Origin of the sequence: Streptococcus sp. HMSC36C04, from assembly GCF_001839535.1 — a bacterium.
GTDB classification, from domain to species: Bacteria; Bacillota; Bacilli; order Lactobacillales; family Streptococcaceae; genus Streptococcus; species Streptococcus hominis.
The window spans coordinates 1-22,615 of record NZ_KV841569.1; the positions used below are offsets into that span (position 1 = coordinate 1).

Annotated in this window: 15 protein-coding genes; 13 read left to right on the forward strand and 2 right to left on the reverse strand. The window is 41.5% G+C overall.

From position 1 onward, the window contains the following. Window positions 1-120: 120 nt before the first annotated feature. The 8 genes from HMPREF3249_RS01340 to HMPREF3249_RS01375 all read left to right on the forward strand — a co-directional run bounded on the left by HMPREF3249_RS01340 (window position 121) and on the right by HMPREF3249_RS01375 (window position 7,936). Window positions 121-1,155, forward strand: coding sequence for a S66 family peptidase (locus HMPREF3249_RS01340; RefSeq protein WP_049533557.1), 1,035 nt, complete (start codon window positions 121-123; stop codon window positions 1,153-1,155). 93 nt (window positions 1,156-1,248) lie between these two features. Further along, entirely contained in the window at window positions 1,249-1,692 is a 444-nt protein-coding gene (locus tag HMPREF3249_RS01345) for a dUTP diphosphatase (RefSeq protein ID WP_049533558.1), read from the forward strand. Continuing rightward, the gene (radA, locus tag HMPREF3249_RS01350) at window positions 1,652-3,070 is read left to right on the forward strand and encodes a DNA repair protein RadA (protein WP_142350223.1); all 1,419 of its coding nucleotides are present in this window, start codon (window positions 1,652-1,654) and stop codon (window positions 3,068-3,070) included. The genes HMPREF3249_RS01345 and radA overlap by 41 nt, the downstream gene beginning before the upstream one ends. A gap of 207 nt (window positions 3,071-3,277) precedes the next feature. Then, complete coding sequence (gene gltX / locus HMPREF3249_RS01355) at window positions 3,278-4,735, forward strand: glutamate--tRNA ligase (RefSeq protein ID WP_059221241.1); 1,458 nt, start codon at window positions 3,278-3,280, stop codon at window positions 4,733-4,735. Window positions 4,736-4,849: 114 nt separating this feature from the next. Next, complete coding sequence (dapD, locus tag HMPREF3249_RS01360) at window positions 4,850-5,548, forward strand: 2,3,4,5-tetrahydropyridine-2,6-dicarboxylate N-acetyltransferase (protein ID WP_003039207.1); 699 nt, start codon at window positions 4,850-4,852, stop codon at window positions 5,546-5,548. 12 nt (window positions 5,549-5,560) lie between these two features. After that, window positions 5,561-6,691 carry an N-acetyldiaminopimelate deacetylase gene (locus HMPREF3249_RS01365; protein ID WP_049533561.1) on the forward strand — a complete coding sequence of 377 codons (1,131 nt, stop codon included), beginning with the start codon at window positions 5,561-5,563 and terminating at the stop codon, window positions 6,689-6,691. 44 nt (window positions 6,692-6,735) lie between these two features. Next, window positions 6,736-7,263 (forward strand): 5-formyltetrahydrofolate cyclo-ligase, encoded by a 528-nt coding sequence (locus tag HMPREF3249_RS01370; protein WP_049533562.1) that lies wholly within the window; start codon window positions 6,736-6,738, stop codon window positions 7,261-7,263. Next, window positions 7,256-7,936, forward strand: coding sequence for a rhomboid family intramembrane serine protease (locus HMPREF3249_RS01375; RefSeq protein WP_003029447.1), 681 nt, complete (start codon window positions 7,256-7,258; stop codon window positions 7,934-7,936). The genes HMPREF3249_RS01370 and HMPREF3249_RS01375 overlap by 8 nt, the downstream gene beginning before the upstream one ends. Window positions 7,937-7,993: 57 nt before the next feature. On the opposite strand, the gene HMPREF3249_RS01380 is transcribed toward HMPREF3249_RS01375, so the two are convergent. Together HMPREF3249_RS01380 and tyrS are read right to left on the reverse strand one after the other, a co-directional pair. Then, the gene (locus HMPREF3249_RS01380; protein ID WP_003029446.1) at window positions 7,994-8,830 is read right to left on the reverse strand and encodes a putative RNA methyltransferase; all 837 of its coding nucleotides are present in this window, start codon (window positions 8,828-8,830) and stop codon (window positions 7,994-7,996) included. 243 nt (window positions 8,831-9,073) lie between these two features. Next, window positions 9,074-10,330: a tyrosine--tRNA ligase gene (gene tyrS, locus HMPREF3249_RS01390; protein WP_049533564.1), complete on the reverse strand. Its 1,257-nt coding sequence runs from the start codon at window positions 10,328-10,330 to the stop codon at window positions 9,074-9,076. Window positions 10,331-10,512: 182 nt separating this feature from the next. Here tyrS and pbp1b point away from each other — a divergent pair, with 182 nt between their 5' ends. The 5 genes from pbp1b to HMPREF3249_RS01415 all read left to right on the forward strand — a co-directional run. Then, window positions 10,513-12,852 carry a penicillin-binding protein PBP1B gene (gene pbp1b / locus HMPREF3249_RS01395; protein ID WP_059221239.1) on the forward strand — a complete coding sequence of 780 codons (2,340 nt, stop codon included), beginning with the start codon at window positions 10,513-10,515 and terminating at the stop codon, window positions 12,850-12,852. Between the two features lie 297 nt (window positions 12,853-13,149). Beyond that, entirely contained in the window at window positions 13,150-16,716 is a 3,567-nt protein-coding gene (gene rpoB / locus HMPREF3249_RS01400) for a DNA-directed RNA polymerase subunit beta (RefSeq protein ID WP_059221238.1), read from the forward strand. A 38-nt stretch (window positions 16,717-16,754) separates the two neighbouring features. Next, the gene (rpoC, locus tag HMPREF3249_RS01405) at window positions 16,755-20,393 is read left to right on the forward strand and encodes a DNA-directed RNA polymerase subunit beta' (RefSeq protein ID WP_049533567.1); all 3,639 of its coding nucleotides are present in this window, start codon (window positions 16,755-16,757) and stop codon (window positions 20,391-20,393) included. Between the two features lie 131 nt (window positions 20,394-20,524). Continuing rightward, window positions 20,525-21,724, forward strand: a complete 1,200-nt coding sequence (gene pgk, locus HMPREF3249_RS01410; protein ID WP_003029436.1) for a phosphoglycerate kinase — start codon at window positions 20,525-20,527, stop codon at window positions 21,722-21,724. Between the two features lie 221 nt (window positions 21,725-21,945). After that, the coding region (locus HMPREF3249_RS01415; RefSeq protein WP_373878928.1) for a putative cross-wall-targeting lipoprotein signal domain-containing protein at window positions 21,946-22,615 on the forward strand (670 nt) is incomplete at its 3' end.

The window sequence follows — 22,615 nt, forward strand, 5'->3', positions numbered from 1 at the left end:
GGAGATTTCTTCACTACTAATCTTAGTATGTTTTGTTTTGTGAATATTGACCATTTAGCATTTTAGTTGATTGTATTTTGTGATATAATGATTCAAATTATCAGCAAGGGAGGAGATTAGATGATAAAGAAAGTAGGAATTGTCAGTTTATCAAGCGGAATCATTGGAGAAAATTTCGTTAGGCATGAGGTTGATCTAGGATTAAAGCGTTTAAAAGACTTGGGACTTGAAGTGATGTTTTCAGAGCACGCACAAAGAGGAATGGATTATCTGAAAGACCATCCTGAATCGAGAGCGCAAGATTTGATTCAAGTTTTTGAAGATCCTTCAATTGATATGATTTTATGTGCTATTGGTGGAGATGATACGCATCGCTTGCTACCCTATTTGTTTGAAGATAACCAATTAAAAAAGGTTGTGAATCAGAAAGTATTTTTAGGCTTTTCAGACACTACCATGAATCACCTCATGCTCCATAAGTTGGGAGTGAAGACTTTTTATGGTCAGTCATTTCTTGCTGATGTTTGTGAGTTAGAGGAAGAAATGCTGCCTTATACGCTTTCATATTTTAAGGAACTGATTGGAACAGGGACTATCTCAGAAATCAGACCGAGCAATGTCTGGTATGATGAGAGGACGGATTTTAGTGAAAAAGTCTTAGGAACGAAACGGATCCGTCATGAAAATCAGGGATTTGAATTGCTGAAAGGAAAAGCAACATTTGAAGGGGAAATTTTAGGAGGCTGTTTGGAGTCGCTTTATCAGATATTTGATAATACAAGACATGAGGATACGATTGAACTGTGTGCTCACTATCAGCTATTTCCCAGTCTTTCAGAGTGGGAAGGAAAAATTCTTTTGTTGGAAACCAGTGAGGAAAAACCAGAACCAATTTTATATCGAAAAATGCTAGAAGCCTTAAAGGTGACAGGGATTTTTTCTGTTTTAAATGGGATTCTTGTTGGAAAACCAATGGATGAAACCTACTATGATGAGTACAAACAAATCCTGCTTGATGTCATTGATACAGATATTCCTATTTTATATAATTTAAATGTTGGACATGCTACCCCAAGAGCAATTGTTCCTTTTGGGGTGAAAGCTCAAGTGGATGCCAACGAGCAAGTCATTCGATTCTTGAATGAACTGAAATAACTTTAAAAGTGCAGGTTGAAGAATGACCTGCATTTTGCGTGTTGTTTACGAATTTAGTATAATAGGGGAAGCAAAAGTAGAAAAGAGAAAAATATGGGAATTCGTGGTTTTGAGCTTGTTTCAAGCTTTACAAATGAAAATTTACTGCCAAAGCGTGAGACGGCTCATGCGGCTGGCTATGATTTGAAGGTAGCAGAGCGCACAGTTATTGCGCCCAAAGAGATTAAGTTGGTGCCGACAGGTGTCAAGGCCTATATGCAGGCTGGTGAGGTGCTTTATCTTTATGATCGTTCATCTAATCCACGTAAAAAAGGATTAGTTTTGATTAATTCGGTAGGTGTCATTGACGGTGATTATTATGGCAATCCTGCTAATGAAGGTCACATTTTTGCGCAAATGCAGAACATTACAGATCAAGAAGTGGTCTTAGAAGAAGAAGATCGTATCGTTCAAGCTGTCTTTGCGCCGTTCTTGCTTGCTGATAATGATGAAGCAGATGGTGTGCGGACAGGTGGTTTTGGAAGCACTGGGCATTAAGAAAGAGGAATCTATCATAGCCAAGAAAAAAGCAACATTTGTTTGTCAAAATTGTGAATATCATTCCCCCAAGTATTTAGGGCGCTGTCCTAACTGTGGGGCTTGGTCGTCCTTTGTCGAAGAGGTCGAAGTTACGGAGGTTAAGAATGCGCGTGTTTCTCTGACAGGGGAAAAAAGTCGACCGATGAAGTTAGCGGAGGTAACTTCTATCAATGTCAACCGTACCAAGACAGATATGGATGAATTTAATCGCGTCTTGGGCGGCGGTGTGGTGCCAGGAAGTTTAGTTCTAATCGGAGGAGATCCCGGCATTGGGAAATCTACCCTTTTATTGCAGGTTTCGACCCAACTCTCTCACAAGGGAACAGTATTGTATGTCAGTGGGGAAGAGTCAGCCGAGCAGATTAAGCTGCGCGCGGAACGTTTAGGCGATATTGACAGTGAATTTTATCTCTATGCGGAGACCAATATGCAGAGTATTCGTGCTGAGATTGAAAAAATCAAACCAGATTTTTTGATTATAGATTCCATTCAGACGATTCTATCGCCAGAAATTTCCAGCGTGCAAGGGTCGGTTTCGCAAGTGCGAGAAGTGACAGCGGAGCTGATGCAGCTTGCAAAAACCAACAATATTGCCACCTTTATCGTCGGTCATATGACGAAAGAGGGCACTCTGGCTGGATCTAGAACTTTGGAACATATGGTGGATACAGTACTTTATTTTGAGGGTGAGCGTCAACATACTTTTCGTATTTTGCGGGCAGTCAAAAACCGCTTCGGCTCTACGAATGAAATCGGTATTTTTGAAATGCAGTCAGGTGGTCTGGTTGAAGTACTCAATCCTAGCCAGGTTTTCTTAGAGGAGCGTTTAGATGGAGCGACAGGCTCTTCTATCGTGGTGACTATGGAGGGGACGCGTCCAATCCTTGCGGAAGTGCAGGCTTTGGTGACGCCGACCATGTTTGGCAATGCCAAGCGGACAACGACAGGATTGGATTTCAATCGTGCTAGTCTGATTATGGCTGTTTTGGAAAAGCGAGCAGGGTTATTATTGCAAAATCAAGATGCCTACCTCAAGTCAGCAGGCGGTGTCAAATTAGATGAGCCAGCTATTGACTTAGCTGTTGCCGTTGCAATTGCTTCGAGTTATAAAGATTTGCCAACGAATCCACAAGAATGTTTTATTGGTGAAATCGGTCTGACGGGCGAAATCCGCCGTGTCAATCGCATTGAGCAGCGTATCAATGAAGCTGCTAAGCTGGGCTTCACCAAAGTTTACGCTCCTAAAAACTCTCTGAACGGATTGAACATTCCCAAAACTATTGAAGTTATTGGTGTAACAACGATTGGAGAAGTATTGGAGAAGGTGTTTGGGTAAGTTAGTGTAACTGAGCATTGAATTGATAGGTGAGCCAGACAACGGACTCTACATTGCTAAGAAAATTCTGTAAATGATTGGAAGAATAATAAAGTTTCATCGTTTCTGTTATTTCTTTTCGACAACTATGTGGTATAATAGTAACGTTTGAAATAAAAACAGGTTTTTCCTGTTGAAAATATAAGATAAAAATTAGGAGACATAAAATTGGCGAATCAAATTCGTGTGCGTTATGCACCAAGTCCAACGGGACTGTTACACATCGGGAATGCGCGGACTGCGCTCTTTAATTATCTTTACGCTCGTCACTACGGCGGAACTTTTATCATTCGGATTGAAGATACTGACCGTAAACGTCATGTGGAAGACGGGGAGCGTTCGCAGTTGGAAAATCTGCGTTGGTTAGGAATTGATTGGGATGAGAGTCCAGAAACGCATGAAAAATATCGCCAATCTGAACGCTTGGACATTTACCAAGGTTATATCAATGAGTTACTTGAAAAAGGCTTGGCTTACAAGTCATACGTGACGGAGGAAGAGTTGGCAACAGAGCGTGAACGTCAGGAATCTGCTGGAGAAACACCTCGTTACATCAATGAATATCTGGGAATGTCTGAAGATGAAAAAGCAGCTTATATCGCAGAACGTGAAGCTAAAGGAATCGTTCCAACAGTCCGTCTTGCAGTCAATGAATCTGGTATTTACAAGTGGAACGATCTTGTCAAAGGTGAGATTGAATTTGAAGGTGGTAACATCGGTGGTGACTGGGTTATTCAGAAAAAAGACGGTTATCCAACTTATAATTTTGCAGTTGTGGTGGATGACCACCTGATGAAAATTTCTCACGTTATCCGTGGAGATGACCACATTGCTAACACACCTAAGCAGCTCATGGTATATGAAGCACTTGGTTGGGAAGCGCCACAATTTGGTCACATGACCTTGATTATCAACTCTGAAACGGGTAAGAAATTGTCCAAACGTGATACAAACACCCTTCAATTTATCGAGGATTACCGTAAGAAAGGCTACTTGCCTGAAGCTGTTTTTAACTTTATCGCTCTGCTTGGCTGGAATCCTGGCGGTGAAAATGAAATCTTCTCTCGCGAAGAATTGATCCAACTCTTTGATGAACATCGTCTCAGCAAGTCACCAGCAGCTTTTGACCAAAAGAAATTAGACTGGATGAGCAATGAATACATTAAAAATGCGGATTTTGAAACTATTTTTGATATGGCGAAACCTTACTTGGAAGCGGCTGGTCGTTTGACTAACAAAGCTGAAAAATTGGTTGAACTTTACAAGCCACAAATGAAGTCTGTAGATGAAATCGTACCGCTCACAGACCTTTTCTTTGAAGATTTTCCAGAGCTAACGGCAGAAGAAAAAGAGTTTATGGCAGGCGAAACAGTACCAACTGTTTTGAAAGCATTCAAAGAAAAATTGGAAGCTATGAGTGATGAAGACTTCAAGTCAGAAAATATCTTCCCACAAATCAAGGCAGTGCAAAAAGAAACGGGTATCAAAGGCAAAAATCTCTTTATGCCAATTCGTATCGCTGTTTCAGGCGAAATGCACGGTCCAGAATTACCAGACACCATTTACCTGCTTGGACGTGAAAAATCTATTGAGCACATCGAAAATATGTTGAAGAACATCCAATAAATTTAACGAAAACATCACATGTGTTAAACTTGTGGTGTTTTTGCTTTTATATGATGAAATGCTTGATTTTATGTTATAATAACCCTTAATACTAAATCAAAGTGAGGAATGCTTATGCCAGCTACTAAAATGACCGCACAGGAAATTATTCAGTTTATAGCGGATGCTAAGAAAAAGACAAATGTAAAAGTGACTTTTGAAGGAAAATTAGCGGGCGAAGTGCCGGATTCTGTTGTCAAATTGGGCAATGTTCTCTTTGGTGACTGGGAGGAAATTAAACCTCTTTTGGTTAACCTAGAAGAGAATAAAACCTATGTGGTGGAGCAGGATGCTCGGAATTCTGCCGTGCCGCTGTTAGACAAGCGCGAGGTCAATGCTCGGATTGAGCCAGGAGCTATTATCCGTGACCAGGTGGAAATCGGTGATAATGCTGTGATTATGATGGGAGCCGTTATCAATATCGGAGCTGAAATTGGTGCTGGAACGATGATTGATATGGGAGCCGTTTTAGGTGGTCGAGCTATTGTTGGAAAAAACAGTCATGTGGGTGCTGGGGCTGTTCTTGCCGGTGTTATTGAGCCAGCCAGTGCTGAGCCAGTTCGCGTGGGAGATAATGTTTTGATTGGAGCCAATGCTGTCGTTATTGAAGGAGTGCAGATTGGCAATGGTTCTGTCGTCGCTGCAGGGGCTATTGTGACGACAGATGTGCCAGAAAATGTTGTTGTAGCTGGTGTGCCAGCGCGTGTGATTAAGAAAATTGATGAACAAACCCAGCAGAAAACAGCATTGGAAGACGCTCTTCGGACACTTTAAAGAGGGAAATGTATGATTGATTATCAAAAAATTCGCCGAGACTTGCATCAAATTCCGGAAATTGGGCTGGAAGAGTATAAGACTCATGCCTATCTGATGAGAATAATTGATGAGTTGACTGCTGGCTTGGATTTTGTTGAGATTCGGACCTGGCGTACGGGAATTTTGGTCTTTGTCAAAGGCAGTACACCTGTTAAGACGATTGGCTGGCGGACAGATATTGACGGTTTGCCGATTGTTGAGGAGACAGGGTTTGCCTTTGCTAGTCAACATGAGGGACGTATGCATGCCTGTGGGCATGATATGCACATGACAATCGCTCTGGGTTTGTTGGGGAAATTAACTACTGAGCAGCCTAAGAATAATCTACTTTTTCTTTTCCAGCCAGCTGAGGAAAATGAAGCTGGGGGTATGCTGATGTATGAAGATGGAGCCTTTGGCGATTGGTTGCCAGATGAATTTTATGGGCTTCATGTGCGACCTGACCTCAAGGTAGGAGATATTGCTACGAATACTAGTACACTTTTTGCAGGGACTTGTGAAGTTAAATTAACTTTTAAGGGCAAGGGTGGTCATGCTGCATTTCCACATAATGCTAATGATGCTTTGGTAGCAGCTAGCTATTTTATCACTCAGGTTCAGACCATTGTGAGTCGCAATGTAGATCCGATTAAAGGAGCTGTCGTCACCTTTGGTGAATTCCATGCTGGAACAACGAATAATGTGATTGCTGAAACTGCCTTTCTGCACGGAACCATTCGAACATTGACGCAGGAGATGAATTTGCTCACTCAAAAACGCCTGCGGGAAATCGCTGAAGGAGTAGCCCGGTCTTTTGGTGTAGAGCTTGATTTGGAGCTGAAACAAGGTGGTTATCTTCCTGTGGAAAATCATCCTGAATTAGCTACTCAATGTATGAACTTTTTCCAAAAAGAGAGTGACGTGCACATGATTGATATTTCACCCGCAATGACCGGCGAGGACTTTGGCTATCTGCTCAGTAAAGTCAAGGGTGTGATGTTCTGGCTGGGAATTGATAGTCCTTACGCACTTCATCATCCTAAAATGGCGCCAGATGAAGCAGCGCTGCCTTTTGCTATTGAAAAATTTGGGAAGTTTTTAAGTGCAAAAGTTAATGAATAACGGGCTGGGAATGTTGATAATATTTCTGATCGAGGAGAAGATAAATGAAGGCAGATTTGCGCAAAACTATAGTCAGGAAAATGAAAGAGCAGGAATTGATAGTAAAACAGCAGAGAGATGCTTTGCTCACTCAGTACTTGCTGGAATCTTCTGCTTATCAACAAGCTGGAACAGTTACTACTTATTTATCTTTGCCACACGAGTTTGATACCAGGCTTTTCATCAGGCAGGCTCAAGCAGATGGCAAGCGGGTTTTGATCCCTAAGGCTTATCCCCAAGGGCGCATGACTTTTGTGGATTATAATCCAAATGACTTGGAATTGACTGCTTTTGGTATCTGGGAACCAAGAAGTGAACGAGCGGTGGAAAAATCTCATATCGATTTGATTCATGTTCCGGGTATTGCTTTTAATAAAAAAGGCTATCGTATTGGCTATGGAGGCGGCTATTATGACCGCTATTTGGCTGATTTTAAAGGGATGACAGTCAGTACAATTTATCCTTACCAGTTAGTTGATTTTCAACCAGATAATTATGATATTCCCGTTCAGGAGGTATTGATTTGTGAATAAAATTTATGATAAACGTTATCCAGTGACGAGCTTATTATTGCTTATCACGACAGGAGTTTTCTTAGCAATGTTTCTGTTGCGTGGCTTTAATTATGCTAGTACCCAAACGATTTACGAATTTGGAGCGATGAATGGTCGAACGATTCAATATTTCCCAAGCCAGATCTGGCGCTTAGTATCGGCGATTTTTGTTCATATCGGCTTGGAGCATTTTGTGATGAATATGATTACGCTGTATTTTCTCGGGCGGCAAGCCGAGGACATTTTTGGCTCGTGGAATTTTCTGTTTCTTTACTTGATGTCTGGCATTTTAGGAAATGTATTTGTCTTCTTTTTCACTCCAAATGTTGTGGCGGCAGGTGCCTCTACATCTTTGTTTGGGATTTTTGGCGCTATTATTACTTTGCGCTATGCAGTTCGCAATCCCTATATTCAGCAACTCGGTCAGTCATACCTAGTTCTTCTAGTTATGAACTTGGTGTTGAGCTTGACACCGGGAATTAGTCTGGCAGGTCACTTAGGTGGTGCAGTCGGGGGCGCTTTGTGTGCGGTTATTTTTCCAGTTCGAGGGGAAAGAAGAGCTTATCAAGTGGGGCAACGGTTATTGGCGTTGATTGCTTATGTTGTTTTAGCTTTGGGAATGATTTGGTTAGCTTTTAATCGAAGCATATAAAAAGAGGTTAGATAGACTGCTGTATCTCGCAGCAATCTGTTTTCACCTCTTTTTGCTTTATATTTGTTGACCAACTAAAATCTTTGCAGCAATCGTGATGTCAGTTAATGGTGACCAATCTATTTTATCAATGTCAATATTAAAAAGAAGCGGTGTCATGTGAAGAAGTGCCGCTTTCTCATTTTCTCTCAAGCTGAAAGTGGCTGCAACGTCATAAGAATTCGTAATGGTAAAGGCTTCTTCAAAATGCTCAATGATTTTGTGATTGGAATAATTTGTGTTTGTTAATTGCTCGGCAACGATACTACGAATTTCTTGCAAGTGTTGGCTGCTAGGAATAACCTTAATGAGCAGGCCGTTTTTCCGCAAGACGCGCTGAAATTCTTGGTAATTGGCGGGAGAGAAGATGTCTAAAATCACATTCATGCTAGCATCTTGAATAGGGATGTGCGCCAGATCTCCAACAAACCAACTTACCGTCAGGCTGTGGTCACTTTTGGCTGCTAGTTGAATAGACTCTTTTGATAAATCGAATGCATAGATATGTTTAGCTGGCAATTGTGCTTGCAAATTTCGAGCATAATAGCCTTCTCCGCAGCCAATGTCCAGCAGATTGTCGTGTTGTGATAAAGATGATAAAATTTCTAGTAATTTCTTCAAAATTGGCTGGTAAAATCCTGCTTCGAGAATCAATTGTCGATTTTGAAAGTTGGATTTATCGTAGTCTTTTGATTGCTTCACCTGTGGAGCCAAGTTGACATAGCCAAACTTTGCCAAGTCGAAGGAATGCTTATTTTTGCATTTGAGACTATTTTCTGATAAAAACAAGGCTTGCTGACAAAAAGGGCAAGAAAAAAGCTTAGCCGTTTCAAAGCGTTTAAGTTTGGGTTTCATGCGTTTTCTCTTTCATCAATTTCTGTGTCTAGTGTAACATGTGAGAAATGCTTTGACAAGTAGATAAAGAAAGGGAATTTTAAAATGAACCACACTTTTAAAGCGGTTGGAGCTAAAACAAGCATTATGACAATATGCTTTTTGCTAGTGAGAATGAAAAGAAGCTGGAGCGAAAAGTCTCCAGCTTCAAAGTATATAGTGTAATAAACCAACGATGTAGTAGTTGATTGCTCTTTTTCCTATTTAGTAAGTCAAAACAAAATATTTTTTCTTACCACGACGGATAACGGTGAGTTCGTTTTCCAATTTGTCAGCGTCCGTTAATGTATAGTCAAGGTCTTGAATGCGATCGCCATTGACATAAATAGCACCGTTTTGGACATCTTCACGCGCTTGGCGTTTAGAATTGACAACGCCAGCCGTTACCAAAAGTTCTACGATGTTGAGATTGTCATTTGCCTTCACTTGATAATTTGGCACGCCGCGAAGTCCTTGTTTCAATTCTTTGACAGAAAGATTTTTAATGTTTCCAGCAAAAAGCTGCTCGGTAATATTGAGTGCTTCTTTGTAGGCTTTTTCGCCATGCACAAATGTAACGACTTCTCGCGCTAAGATTTTTTGCGCCAAACGTTCATGTGGAGCTGCTTCAAATTGTTTCCCGATTTCTTCGATTTCATCAAGCGGAAGAAGGGTGAAAATTTTGAGGAAACGAACGGCATCAGCGTCCATGACATTCATCCAGAATTGGTACATTTCGTAAGGACTGGTCTTATCAGCATTGAGCCATACAGCGTTGCCTTCTGACTTACCAAATTTCTTACCGGTTGCGTCTGTGATAAGGGGTACTGTAATAACGTGAGCTGTTTTGTCTGCCTTCCGACGAAGCAATTCAGTACCAGCAGTCATATTGCCCCATTGGTCAGAACCGCCGATTTGCAAAGTGACACCGTATTGCCGATTTAGCTCAAAAAAGTCATAGCCTTGCATGATTTGGTAAGCGAACTCAGTATAAGAAATCCCTGTTTCAATTCGTTTTTTTACGGACTCTTTACTCATCATGTAGTTGACAGTGAAATATTTTCCAACATCGCGTAGAAAATCAATAAAGCTAATATCGGAGAACCAGTCGTAGTTGTTGACCATTTCAGCCTTGTTGTCGCCATTTTCAAAATCAAGAAAACGAGATACTTGCGCTTGAATGCTTCGTACCCAGCCCTCAACGGTGTCTTTTGTTTGTAAACTCCGCTCTGTATCTTTAAATGATGGGTCGCCAATTAAGCCAGTTGCACCGCCGACGAGAGCGTAGGGTTTGTGACCTGCCAACTGTAAATGTTTCATGACAAGGATTGGTACAAGATGACCGAGGTGCAGGCTGTCAGCTGTTGGATCGTAGCCAGAATAAAAACTAACATTTCCTTCCGCTAAGGCTTTGCGCAACGCGTCTTCGTCAGTTGTCTGAAAAACTAAACCACGTTCTTTTAGCTCATCAAAAATGTGCATATCTGTCTCTCCTTTATAAAATTTCTAGTTATTGTAACATTGTATCACAAACAGCCATTAGAATGTAGTGAAATTGCAAAAATAATTTAAAAAAACAATGATTCCAGCCAAGGATTGCCTTTCCTGTTGTCAGAAGTTTCATAAATTTGCTATAATAGGCAGAGAAAGTTCAAGGAGAAAGAATGAGTAAACAAGTTTTTGAAAAGATCAAACGATTGTTTGAGAATTTTTTTCAAACAGATCGTCCTAGCAAAAATGAAAAAGAAAGCTGGACACTTTGGAGTGTTGGCGAGACTGTCCTTCGTACTCTGAAATTATTATCAAATGTCTTTTTTGTATTTGTTTTTTTAGGTTGCTTGTTTGGTGGAGGCATTGCATTAGGATATGGTGCACGAATCTTTGACAAGGTTGAAACTCCTAAAAAAGAAGAGCTCATCAAAAAAATTCAAGATATTTCAACCATTTCTGAATTAAAATATGCTGATGGCAGCTCCATTTCAGCCATTGATAGTGATTTGTTGCGAGTGCCAATTAAGAGTAAAGATATTTCTGACAATGTGAAAAAAGCAGTCATTGCGACAGAAGATGAGAATTTTCGGAAGCACAATGGGGTTGTCACAAAAGCTGTTTTGCGGGCGACGCTAGGCTCTGTTGCAGGGATTGGTTCCTCAAGTGGAGGTTCTACCTTAACTCAACAGTTAATCAAGCAACAAGTTGTTGGCGATGCTCCAACCTTTAGTCGTAAAGCATCAGAAATCATTGATGCGCTGGCTTTAGAACGCTACATGAGCAAAGACGATATTTTAACGACTTATTTGAATGTGGCACCGTTTGGGAGAAATAACAAAGGGCAAAATATTGCTGGTGTGGAAGAAGCTGCACAAGGAATTTTTGGAGTTCCTGCCAGCAAATTGACAATTCCTCAAGCAGCTTTTATTGCCGGTTTACCACAAAGTCCGATTGTTTACTCTCCTTATGCAGCTGACGGTAGCCTGAAAAGTGCTAAAGATATGACTTTTGGTCTCAATCGTGCGAAAAATGTTATTTACAATATGTACCGAACAGGTGCGATTAGTAAAAACGAGTACCAATTGTATAAAGATTATGATTTAAAACGAGACTTTTTACCAAGTGATACGACTTCGGCAAGAACACATGACTATCTATATTACGTTGCTATGAAAGAAGCTCAAAAAGCAATGTATGATTACTTAATCAAACGTGACAATGTTTCACAGCAAGAGTTGAAAAATGATGCAACAGTGAAAGCTTACAGAGAACTAGCTGCGAAAGAGTTGAGTGAAGGCGGCTACACTGTCACCACAACTATTAATAAGAATGTGCATAATGCAATGCAAAATGCAGTAGCTAATTTTGGTAGTGTCTTAGATGATGGAACGGGTGCAGTCGAAGCTGGAAATGTTCTCATGGATAATCGTACAGGAGCTATTTTGGGGTTTGTGGGAGGACGTGATTATGCTTCTAACCAGAACAACCATGCATTTGATACAGAGCGCTCACCAGGCTCAACCATTAAACCGATTTTAGCCTATGGTATTGCCATAGACCAAGGGCTTATGGGAAGTGCCAGCATGCTGTCTAACTACCCTGCAAATTTCTCTAGCGGTGAACCAATTATGCACGTAGATAGCCGTGGTACAGCCATGATGGATTTGCAGGAAGCTTTGAATACTTCTTGGAACATTCCAGCTTATTGGACCTATAAATTGCTTCGTGACAAAGGAGTTAATGTCCAAGGGTACATGGAGAAAATGGGCTATCAAATTGAAAATTATGATATTGAAAGTCTGCCAATGGGAGGAGGTATTGAAGTATCCGTCGCCCAACACACCAATGGTTTCCAAACTTTAGCCAATAATGGGGCATACCAAGAGCGCTATATGATTGAAAAGATTACGACAAAAAACGGGAAAGTTGTCTATGAACATAAAGCAAAACCTGTTCAGGTTTACTCTAAGGCAACGGCGACGATTATGCAAAGTCTTATGCGTGGGGTATTGAGTTCGGGTGCTACGACGACCTTCAAATCTCGTTTAACGCAGATTAATAGCGGTTTAGCTAGTGCTGATTGGATTGGGAAAACGGGTACGACTAACAGTAATGGTGACATGTGGCTCATGGTATCCACTCCTAAATTAACGTTAGGTGGTTGGATCGGTCATGACAATAATGTTTCAATGGCACCTTTGACGGGTTACAACAACAATGCTCAGTATATGGCTCAACTAGTAAATGCAATTTATCAAGCCGACCCAAGTCTCTGGGGAGTTGGTGACAAGTTCAATCTAGATTCCAGTGTCATTAAGTCCAATGTTCTTAAAGCAACGGGTGAACGAGCTGGCACAGTAACAGTCAATGGTCGCAGCATGAATCTGACCGGACAGACAGTTACTAGCTATTGGGCGAAAAACGGTGCTCCGATGACCACCTATAAATTTGGAATCGGCGGAACAGACAGTGATTATCAAAAAGCTTGGGCAGCACTTTTAGGCGGACGCTAAATAAAGGTAAATAAAAACATTTTCATAAGTAAAAAACTTGAAAAGCAGAGTTAAATAAGGTATAATATTGCTAATAATTTGTCGTCTGCTTTATTTGAAATATTGTCCATATAAAGCTTACAGCAGTTAAATCATACTTTCAGAGTCAGATTTAGCTGCTCTTTTTGTGCCTATTTTTGGGATTTTTATTGTTTGTCATTAAAACTTAAAGATTCTGAAAATTACTCAAAAAGGACAAATGAAAATTGCTACTCTATCATGTAATAGAGAATATAGAAAGAAGAAGGAGTAAAAAACTTGGCAGGACATGAAGTTCAATACGGGAAACACCGTACTCGTCGTAGTTTTTCAAGAATCAAGGAAGTTCTTGATTTACCAAATTTGATTGAAATCCAAACGGATTCGTTCAAAGATTTTCTTGACCATGGTTTGAAAGAAGTATTTGAAGATGTACTTCCTATCTCAAACTTTACAGATACAATGGAGCTAGAGTTTGTTGGTTATGAAATCAAAGAATCCAAATATACCTTAGAGGAAGCACGTATCCATGATGCCAGCTATTCAGCACCTATTTTTGTGACGTTCCGTTTGATTAACAAAGAAACTGGTGAAATCAAGACCCAAGAAGTGTTCTTTGGCGATTTCCCAATCATGACCGAAATGGGGACCTTCATTATCAATGGTGGTGAGCGGATTATCGTATCACAGATCGTTCGTTCTCCGGGTGTTTACTTCAACGATAAAGTAGACAAAAATGGTAAAGTTGGTTATGGTTCAACTGTCATTCCTAACCGTGGAGCTTGGTTAGAGCTGGAAACAGACTCAAAAGATATTGCTTATACTCGGATTGACCGTACTCGTAAGATTCCATTTACAACGCTTGTTCGTGCACTTGGTTTCTCTGGTGATGATGAAATCTTTGATATTTTCGGTGATAGCGATCTCGTTCGCAACACGATTGAAAAGGATATTCATAAAAATCCAATGGATTCACGTACGGATGAAGCGCTTAAAGAAATCTATGAACGTCTTCGTCCAGGTGAGCCTAAAACAGCTGATAGCTCACGTAGTCTATTGGTCGCTCGTTTCTTTGATCCACATCGTTACGACTTGGCGGCAGTTGGTCGTTATAAAATCAATAAAAAATTAAACATTAAAACACGTTTGTTAAATCAAACAATTGCAGATCCTTTGGTAGATCCAGAAACAGGTGAAATCTTGGTTGAAGCTGGAACTGTTATGACACGTAGTGTCATTGATAGCATTGCAGAATACTTGGACGGTGATTTGAATAAAATTACTTATATTCCAAATGATGCAGCTGTATTGACGGATCCAGTCGTTCTTCAAAAATTCAAAGTGGTGGCGCCAACTGATCCAGATCGCGTGGTGACTATTATTGGTAATGCTAACCCAGGTGATCGAGTTCATACGATTACGCCAGCAGATATTTTGGCTGAGATGAATTACTTCTTGAACCTCGCTGAAGGGCTGGGTCGTGTGGATGATATTGACCACTTGGGAAATCGTCGGATTCGTGCCGTTGGTGAATTACTTGCTAACCAAGTACGTCTTGGCTTGTCTCGTATGGAGCGCAATGTGCGTGAACGCATGAGCGTGCAAGATAACGAGGTACTGACTCCGCAACAAATCATTAACATACGCCCAGTTACAGCAGCTATCAAAGAATTCTTTGGTTCCTCTCAATTGTCTCAATTTATGGATCAACACAATCCACTGTCTGAGTTGTCTCACAAGCGTCGTTTATCTGCCTTAGGACCTGGTGGTTTAACACGTGACCGTGCAGGATACGAAGTGCGTGACGTGCACTATACCCACTATGGTCGTATGTGTCCGATTGAAACACCTGAAGGACCAAATATTGGTTTGATCAATAACTTGTCTTCTTATGGGCATTTGAATAAATATGGCTTTATCCAAACGCCTTACCGTAAAGTGGATCGTGAAACAGGTCTGGTCACTAATGAAATCGTTTGGTTGACAGCGGATGAAGAAGATGAATACATCGTTGCTCAAGCAAATTCTAAGTTAACAGAAGATGGTCGTTTTGCAGAAGCGATTGTCATGGGACGTCACCAAGGGAACAACCAAGAATTTCCTTCAGATCAAGTAGACTTCATGGATGTATCGCCTAAGCAGGTAGTTGCGGTTGCGACGGCTTGTATTCCTTTCCTTGAAAACGACGACTCAAACCGTGCTCTCATGGGTGCCAACATGCAACGTCAGGCGGTACCGTTGATTGATCCGCATGCACCATACGTTGGTACGGGAATGGAATACCAAGCAGCTCACGACTCTGGTGCGGCGATTATTGCCCAACACGACGGTAAAGTTGTATATTCTGATGCAGCCAAAGTTGAAGTTCGTCGTGAAGATGGCTCACTTGATGTCTATCATATTACGAAATTCCGCCGTTCAAACTCTGGTACTTCTTACAACCAACGTACGCTGGTAAAAGTTGGCGATACAGTTGAAAAAGGTGACTTTATCGCAGACGGACCTTCTATGGAAAAAGGTGAAATGGCGCTTGGACAAAATCCAATCGTTGCTTATATGACATGGGAAGGTTACAACTTTGAAGATGCCGTTATCATGAGTGAACGTTTAGTGAAAGACGATGTTTACACGTCTGTTCACTTGGAAGAATTTGAATCAGAAACACGTGATACAAAGCTTGGACCTGAAGAAATTACGCGCGAAATTCCAAATGTTGGGGAAGATGCTTTGAGAGACCTTGACGAAATGGGAATTATCCGCATTGGTGCTGAGGTAAAAGAAGGCGACATTCTTGTCGGTAAAGTAACACCGAAAGGTGAAAAAGACTTATCTGCTGAAGAACGCCTGCTTCATGCAATTTTCGGTGATAAATCTCGTGAAGTACGTGACACATCTCTTCGTGTACCACATGGTGGTGCTGGGGTTGTCCGTGATGTGAAAATCTTTACTCGTGCGAACGGTGATGAATTGCAATCTGGTGTCAACATGTTGGTGCGTGTTTACATTGCTCAAAAACGAAAGATCCGCGTTGGGGATAAGATGGCCGGACGCCACGGAAATAAAGGGGTTGTTTCCCGTATCGTTCCAGTTGAGGATATGCCGTATCTTCCAGACGGAACACCAGTAGACATCATGTTGAACCCACTTGGGGTGCCATCACGTATGAATATCGGACAGGTTATGGAGCTTCACCTCGGTATGGCTGCTCGCAACCTTGGCATTCACATTGCAACACCAGTATTTGACGGGGCTAGCTCAGATGATCTTTGGGAAACCGTTCGTGAAGCTGGCATGGATAGCGATGCTAAGACAATCCTTTATGATGGACGTACGGGTGAGCCATTTGATAATCGTGTATCCGTTGGTGTCATGTATATGATTAAACTCCACCACATGGTTGATGATAAGCTCCATGCCCGTTCCGTTGGTCCTTATTCAACCGTTACGCAACAACCTCTTGGTGGTAAAGCGCAGTTTGGTGGACAACGTTTTGGAGAAATGGAAGTTTGGGCTCTTGAAGCCTACGGTGCTTCTAACGTCCTTCAAGAAATCTTGACTTACAAGTCAGATGACATCAATGGTCGTTTGAGAGCTTATGAAGCCATTACCAAAGGTAAGCCAATTCCAAAACCAGGTGTTCCAGAATCCTTCCGTGTCCTTGTAAAAGAATTGCAATCACTTGGTCTTGACATGCGTGTCCTTGATGAAGACGACAATGAAGTCGAACTTCGTGACTTGGATGAAGGCATGGATGATGATGTGATTCATGTAGACGATCTTGAAAAAGCACGTGAAAAAGCAGCACAAGAAGCAAAAGCCGCTTTTGATGCTGAAGGGAAAGAATAAGAACTGATTCAATAGATAATAAAGAAAGGTAAGAAATAGTGGTTGATGTAAATCGTTTTCAAAGTATGCAAATCACCCTAGCTTCTCCTAGTAAAGTCCGCTCTTGGTCTTATGGAGAAGTGAAGAAACCTGAAACAATTAACTACCGCACACTAAAACCAGAACGCGAAGGGCTTTTTGATGAAGTCATCTTTGGTCCTACAAAAGACTGGGAATGTGCGTGTGGAAAATATAAACGGATTCGTTATAAAGGAATCATTTGTGACCGTTGTGGTGTTGAAGTAACTCGTACTAAAGTTCGTCGTGAACGTATGGGACATATTGAGTTGAAAGCACCTGTCTCTCATATTTGGTATTTTAAAGGAATCCCAAGCCGAATGGGCTTGACCTTGGATATGAGTCCTCGTGCTCTTGAAGAAGTCATCTATTTTGCAGCTTATGTGGTGATTGATCCAAAAGATACGCCACTTGAGCATAAATCCATTATGACAGAGCGGGAATATCGTGAACGCTTACGAGAATATGGTCAAGGTTCCTTTGTTGCAAAAATGGGTGCTGAAGCAATTCAAGATCTCTTGAAACAAGTAGATTTGGAAAAAGAAATTGCAGAGCTCAAAGATGAATTAAAAACGGCAACTGGACAAAAACGTGTCAAGGCTATTCGTCGTTTGGATGTTTTAGATGCCTTCCAAAAATCTGGTAACAAGCCAGAATGGATGGTCTTAAACATCTTGCCAGTTATTCCGCCAGACTTACGTCCAATGCTTCAGTTGGACGGTGGACGTTTTGCCTCTTCTGACCTGAACGACCTTTACCGTCGTGTTATCAATCGGAATAATCGTTTAGCACGTCTTTTGGAACTAAATGCTCCTGGAATCATCGTGCAAAATGAAAAGCGGATGTTGCAAGAAGCGGTTGATGCTCTGATTGACAATGGTCGTCGTGGTCGTCCTATTACTGGACCAGGAAGCCGCCCGCTCAAATCATTGAGTCACATGCTCAAAGGGAAACAAGGACGTTTCCGTCAAAACTTGCTGGGTAAACGGGTTGACTTCTCAGGACGTTCGGTTATTGCAGTTGGTCCGACACTCAAGATGTACCAATGTGGTGTGCCACGTGAAATGGCTATTGAACTCTTCAAACCATTTGTCATGCGTGAAATTGTCGCGCGTGATATTGTGCAAAATGTCAAAGCTGCTAAGCGCTTGGTAGAACGGAATGATGAACGCATCTGGGATATTTTAGAAGATGTGATTAAAGAACACCCAGTGCTCCTTAACCGCGCACCGACGCTTCACAGATTAGGAATTCAAGCGTTTGAGCCAGTTTTGATTGACGGAAAAGCTCTTCGTTTGCACCCACTTGTGTGTGAAGCTTATAATGCCGACTTTGATGGAGACCAAATGGCGATCCACGTGCCCTTGTCAGAAGAAGCCCAAGCAGAAGCACGGATTCTCATGCTGGCAGCTGAGCACATCCTCAATCCAAAAGACGGGAAGCCAGTAGTAACCCCTTCACAGGATATGGTCTTGGGGAACTACTATCTGACTATGGAAGAAGCTGGTCGTGAAGGAGAAGGAATGGTCTTTAAAGACCGTGATGAAGCTGTAATGGCTCTCCGTAATGGCTATGTTCACTTACATACGCGTGTTGGGATTGCGACGGATAGTTTAAACAAACCATGGACAGAAAATCAAAAACACAAGATCCTCTTGACAACAGTGGGTAAGATTCTTTTCAATGATATCATGCCAGATGAATTACCATATTTGCAAGAGCCAAATGCCTCAAACATGGCAGAAGGTGTGCCAGCTAAGTATTTCTTAGAACCTGGTCAAGATGTCAAAGCAGCTATCAGTAAGCTGGAATTAAATGTGCCATTCAAGAAGAAAAATCTTGGAAATATCATCGCTGAAATCTTCAAACGCTTCCGTACAACTGAAACATCTGCTTTCCTTGACCGTCTGAAAGATCTCGGCTATCACCATTCAACGTTAGCAGGCTTGACAGTAGGGATTGCTGATATTCCGGTCGTTGAAGATAAGGCAGAAATTATCGAAGAGTCTCATAAACGTGTGGAACAAATTACCAAACAATTCCGTCGTGGTATGATTACAGACGATGAACGCTACAATGCAGTTACTGCTGAATGGCGTGCAGCTCGTGAAAAATTGGAAAAACGTTTGGTTGCCAACCAAGATCCTAAGAATCCAATCGTTATGATGATGGATTCTGGAGCCCGTGGTAACATTTCTAACTTCTCACAACTTGCTGGTATGCGTGGTTTGATGGCCGCTCCTAATGGCCGCATCATGGAATTGCCTATTCTATCTAACTTCCGTGAAGGTTTGTCTGTTTTGGAAATGTTCTTCTCTACTCACGGTGCTCGTAAAGGGATGACTGATACAGCCCTTAAAACAGCTGACTCAGGTTATCTGACTCGCCGTTTGGTTGATGTGGCGCAAGATGTGATTATCCGTGAAGACGACTGTGGAACCGATCGTGGTCTTGTTATCCGCTCAATTACTGATGGTAAGGAAATGATTGAGCCATTAGAAGAACGCTTGATTGGTCGTTATACGAAGAAATCAGTTAAACATCCTGAAACAGGCGAAATCATCGTTGGTCCCGATGTATTGATTACAGAAGATATGGCGCATGAGATTGTTAGCGCTGGTGTCGAAGAAGTCACTATTCGTTCTGTCTTTACATGTAATACACGTCATGGGGTTTGTCGTCGTTGTTACGGTATCAACTTGGCAACGGGCGATGCGGTTGAAGTCGGTGAAGCAGTCGGAACGATTGCCGCCCAATCTATCGGTGAACCTGGTACACAGCTTACAATGCGTACTTTCCACACGGGTGGTGTTGCGTCTAATACCGATATCACACAAGGTCTTCCTCGTGTCCAAGAAATCTTTGAAGCCCGCAATCCGAAAGGGGAAGCAGTTATTACTGAAGTCAAAGGTGAAGTGACCGCGATTGAAGAAGATGCTTCTACTCGGACTAAGAAAGTCTTTGTTAAAGGGGCAACTGGTGAAGGGGAATATGTAGTACCATTTACAGCTCGTATGAAAGTAGCAGTAGGGGATAAAATCTCTCGTGGCGCTGCTCTGACAGAAGGTTCTATCCAGCCTAAGCACTTGCTGGCTGTTCGTGATGTCTTGTCTGTTGAAACTTACTTGCTTGCTGAAGTACAAAAAGTTTACCGCAGCCAAGGGGTAGAAATCGGTGACAAGCACATCGAGGTAATGGTTCGTCAAATGATTCGCAAAGTGCGTGTCATGGATCCAGGAGATACAGACCTTCTCATGGGTACACTCATGGATATCACAGACTTTACCGATGCTAACCGTGATGTGGTCATCTCTGGAGGAGTTCCTGCGACTGCTCGCCCAGTCCTCATGGGAATTACTAAAGCATCTCTTGAAACAAATAGTTTCTTGTCAGCGGCTTCCTTCCAAGAAACCACTCGTGTCCTCACAGACGCGGCTATCCGTGGTAAGAAAGACCACTTGCTTGGTCTCAAAGAAAATGTTATCATTGGTAAAATCATCCCAGCTGGTACAGGTATGGCTCGTTACCGTAACCTTGAACCACAAGCTGTCAATGAAGTCGAAATTATCGAAGATACAACTGTAACAGAACCTGTGGAAGAAACAACTCCAGTAGAATAATAAAGAGTCGAGCCTTCTTGGCTCTTTTTATGTTCAAAATTATTTTGTGAAAACTTTCCTTATATCAAGAAAACTTTTAGAAAATATGATATAATAGTTTCGTATAAAATAGAAAAAGGAGTTTTTGTAACATGGCAAAACTTACTGTTAAAGACGTTGAATTGAAAGGCAAAAAAGTCCTTGTTCGCGTTGATTTCAATGTGCCGCTTAAAGACGGAGTTATCACAAATGATAACCGTATCTCAGCTGCTCTTCCAACAATCAAGTATATCCTTGAACATGGTGGACGTGCTATTCTTTTCTCTCACCTTGGACGTGTGAAAGAAGAAGCTGATAAAGAAGGAAAATCTCTTGCACCAGTTGCGGCTGATTTAGCTAAAAAATTAGGTCAAGATGTTGCTTTCCTTCCAGGAGTAACTCGTGGAGCAGAGCTTGAAGCAGCGATCAATGCCCTTAAAGACGGTGAAGTTCTTCTTGTTGAAAACACTCGTTTTGAAGATGTTGACGGTAAGAAAGAATCTAAAAACGATCCAGAACTTGGTAAATATTGGGCAAGCCTTGGAGACGGTATCTTTGTAAATGATGCATTTGGTACAGCTCACCGTGCTCACGCTTCAAATGTTGGTATTTCTGCTAATGTGGACAAAGCAGTTGCAGGTTTCCTTCTTGAAAACGAAATTGCTTATATCAAAGAAGCTGTTGAAAATCCAGTTCGTCCATTTGTAGCAATCCTAGGTGGTTCTAAAGTATCAGACAAGATTGGTGTTATCGAAAATCTTCTTGAAAAAGCTGATAAAGTCCTTATCGGTGGTGGTATGACTTATACTTTCTACAAAGCACAAGGTATCGAAATCGGTAACTCACTTGTAGAAGAAGATAAGTTGGAGGTTGCGAAAGCTCTGCTTGAAAAAGCAAACGGTAAATTGATTTTGCCAGTTGACTCGAAAGAAGCCAATGCTTTTGCGGACTACACTGAAGTAAAAGATACTGAAGGTGAAGCAGTAGACCCTGGTTTCCTTGGACTTGATATCGGTCCTAAATCAATCGCTAAATTTGACCAAGAATTGACTGGTGCGAAAACAGTTGTTTGGAATGGTCCAATGGGTGTCTTTGAAAATCCTGACTTCCAAGCTGGTACAATCGGTGTCATGGACGCTATCGTGAAACAACCAGGCGTGAAATCTATCATCGGTGGTGGTGACTCAGCTGCTGCAGCTATCAATCTTGGTCGAGCAGACAAGTTTTCATGGATCTCTACAGGTGGCGGCGCTAGCATGGAGCTTCTCGAAGGTAAAGAGTTACCAGGACTTGCAGCACTTACCGAAAAATAATTTTAACAGAAGGCGGTTTTTCCGCCTTTTTTATATTTTGTAAATAAACTAGCTAGTTTCTGTATTTTAATTTGCTGTATTCACGGTTTTGAAATAAAATAAGTAAAGGATTGAAAGAGTGTGCTACACACTTGTAAATGTTTTGAAAAGTTGCTAAAATATAATAAGTGTCAAATTTAAAGTAATTTGAACAATCTAATAATTTGAAATAAGGAAGAAAAATGCAAAAAAGAGAAGTATTTGGTTTTCGTAAAAGTAAAATTAGCAAAACGCTTTGTGGCGCTGTTCTAGGGACCGTAGCAGCGGTTTCTATGGCAGGACAACATGTTTTTGCTGATGAAACGACAACAACGACAAGTAAAGTAGATACCACAGCTGTGGTTGGAACCCAAACAGGCAATCCAGCCACTAATTTGCCAGATGCTCAAGGAAATGCGAGCAATGAAGCAGAACAGAGTCAAAAACAAGCTGGAGAGTCAAATGGCTCCATGCCAGTAGAAGTGCCTAAAACTGATGTTAATCAAGCAATAAATAATGCTCAAGCTGCTGGTGTTAATGTTGTCCAAGATGAAACTGTTGATAAAGGGACGGTAAAAACAGCTCAAGAGGCGGATCAAAAAGAAACTGAAATTAAAGAAGACTATGCCAAACAAGCTGAAGACATCAAGAAAACGACAGATCAATATAAGTCGGATGTAGCCGCTCATGAAGCAGAAGTTTCTAAGATCAACGCTGAAAATCAAGCAACTAAAGAACAATATGAGAAGGATATGGCTGCTCACAAAGCAGAGGTTGAACGGATTAATGCCGCCAACGCAGTAGCAAAAGCTGAATACGCAGCTAAATTAGCTCAATATCAAGCGGATTTAGCTGCGGTGAAAAAAGCTAATG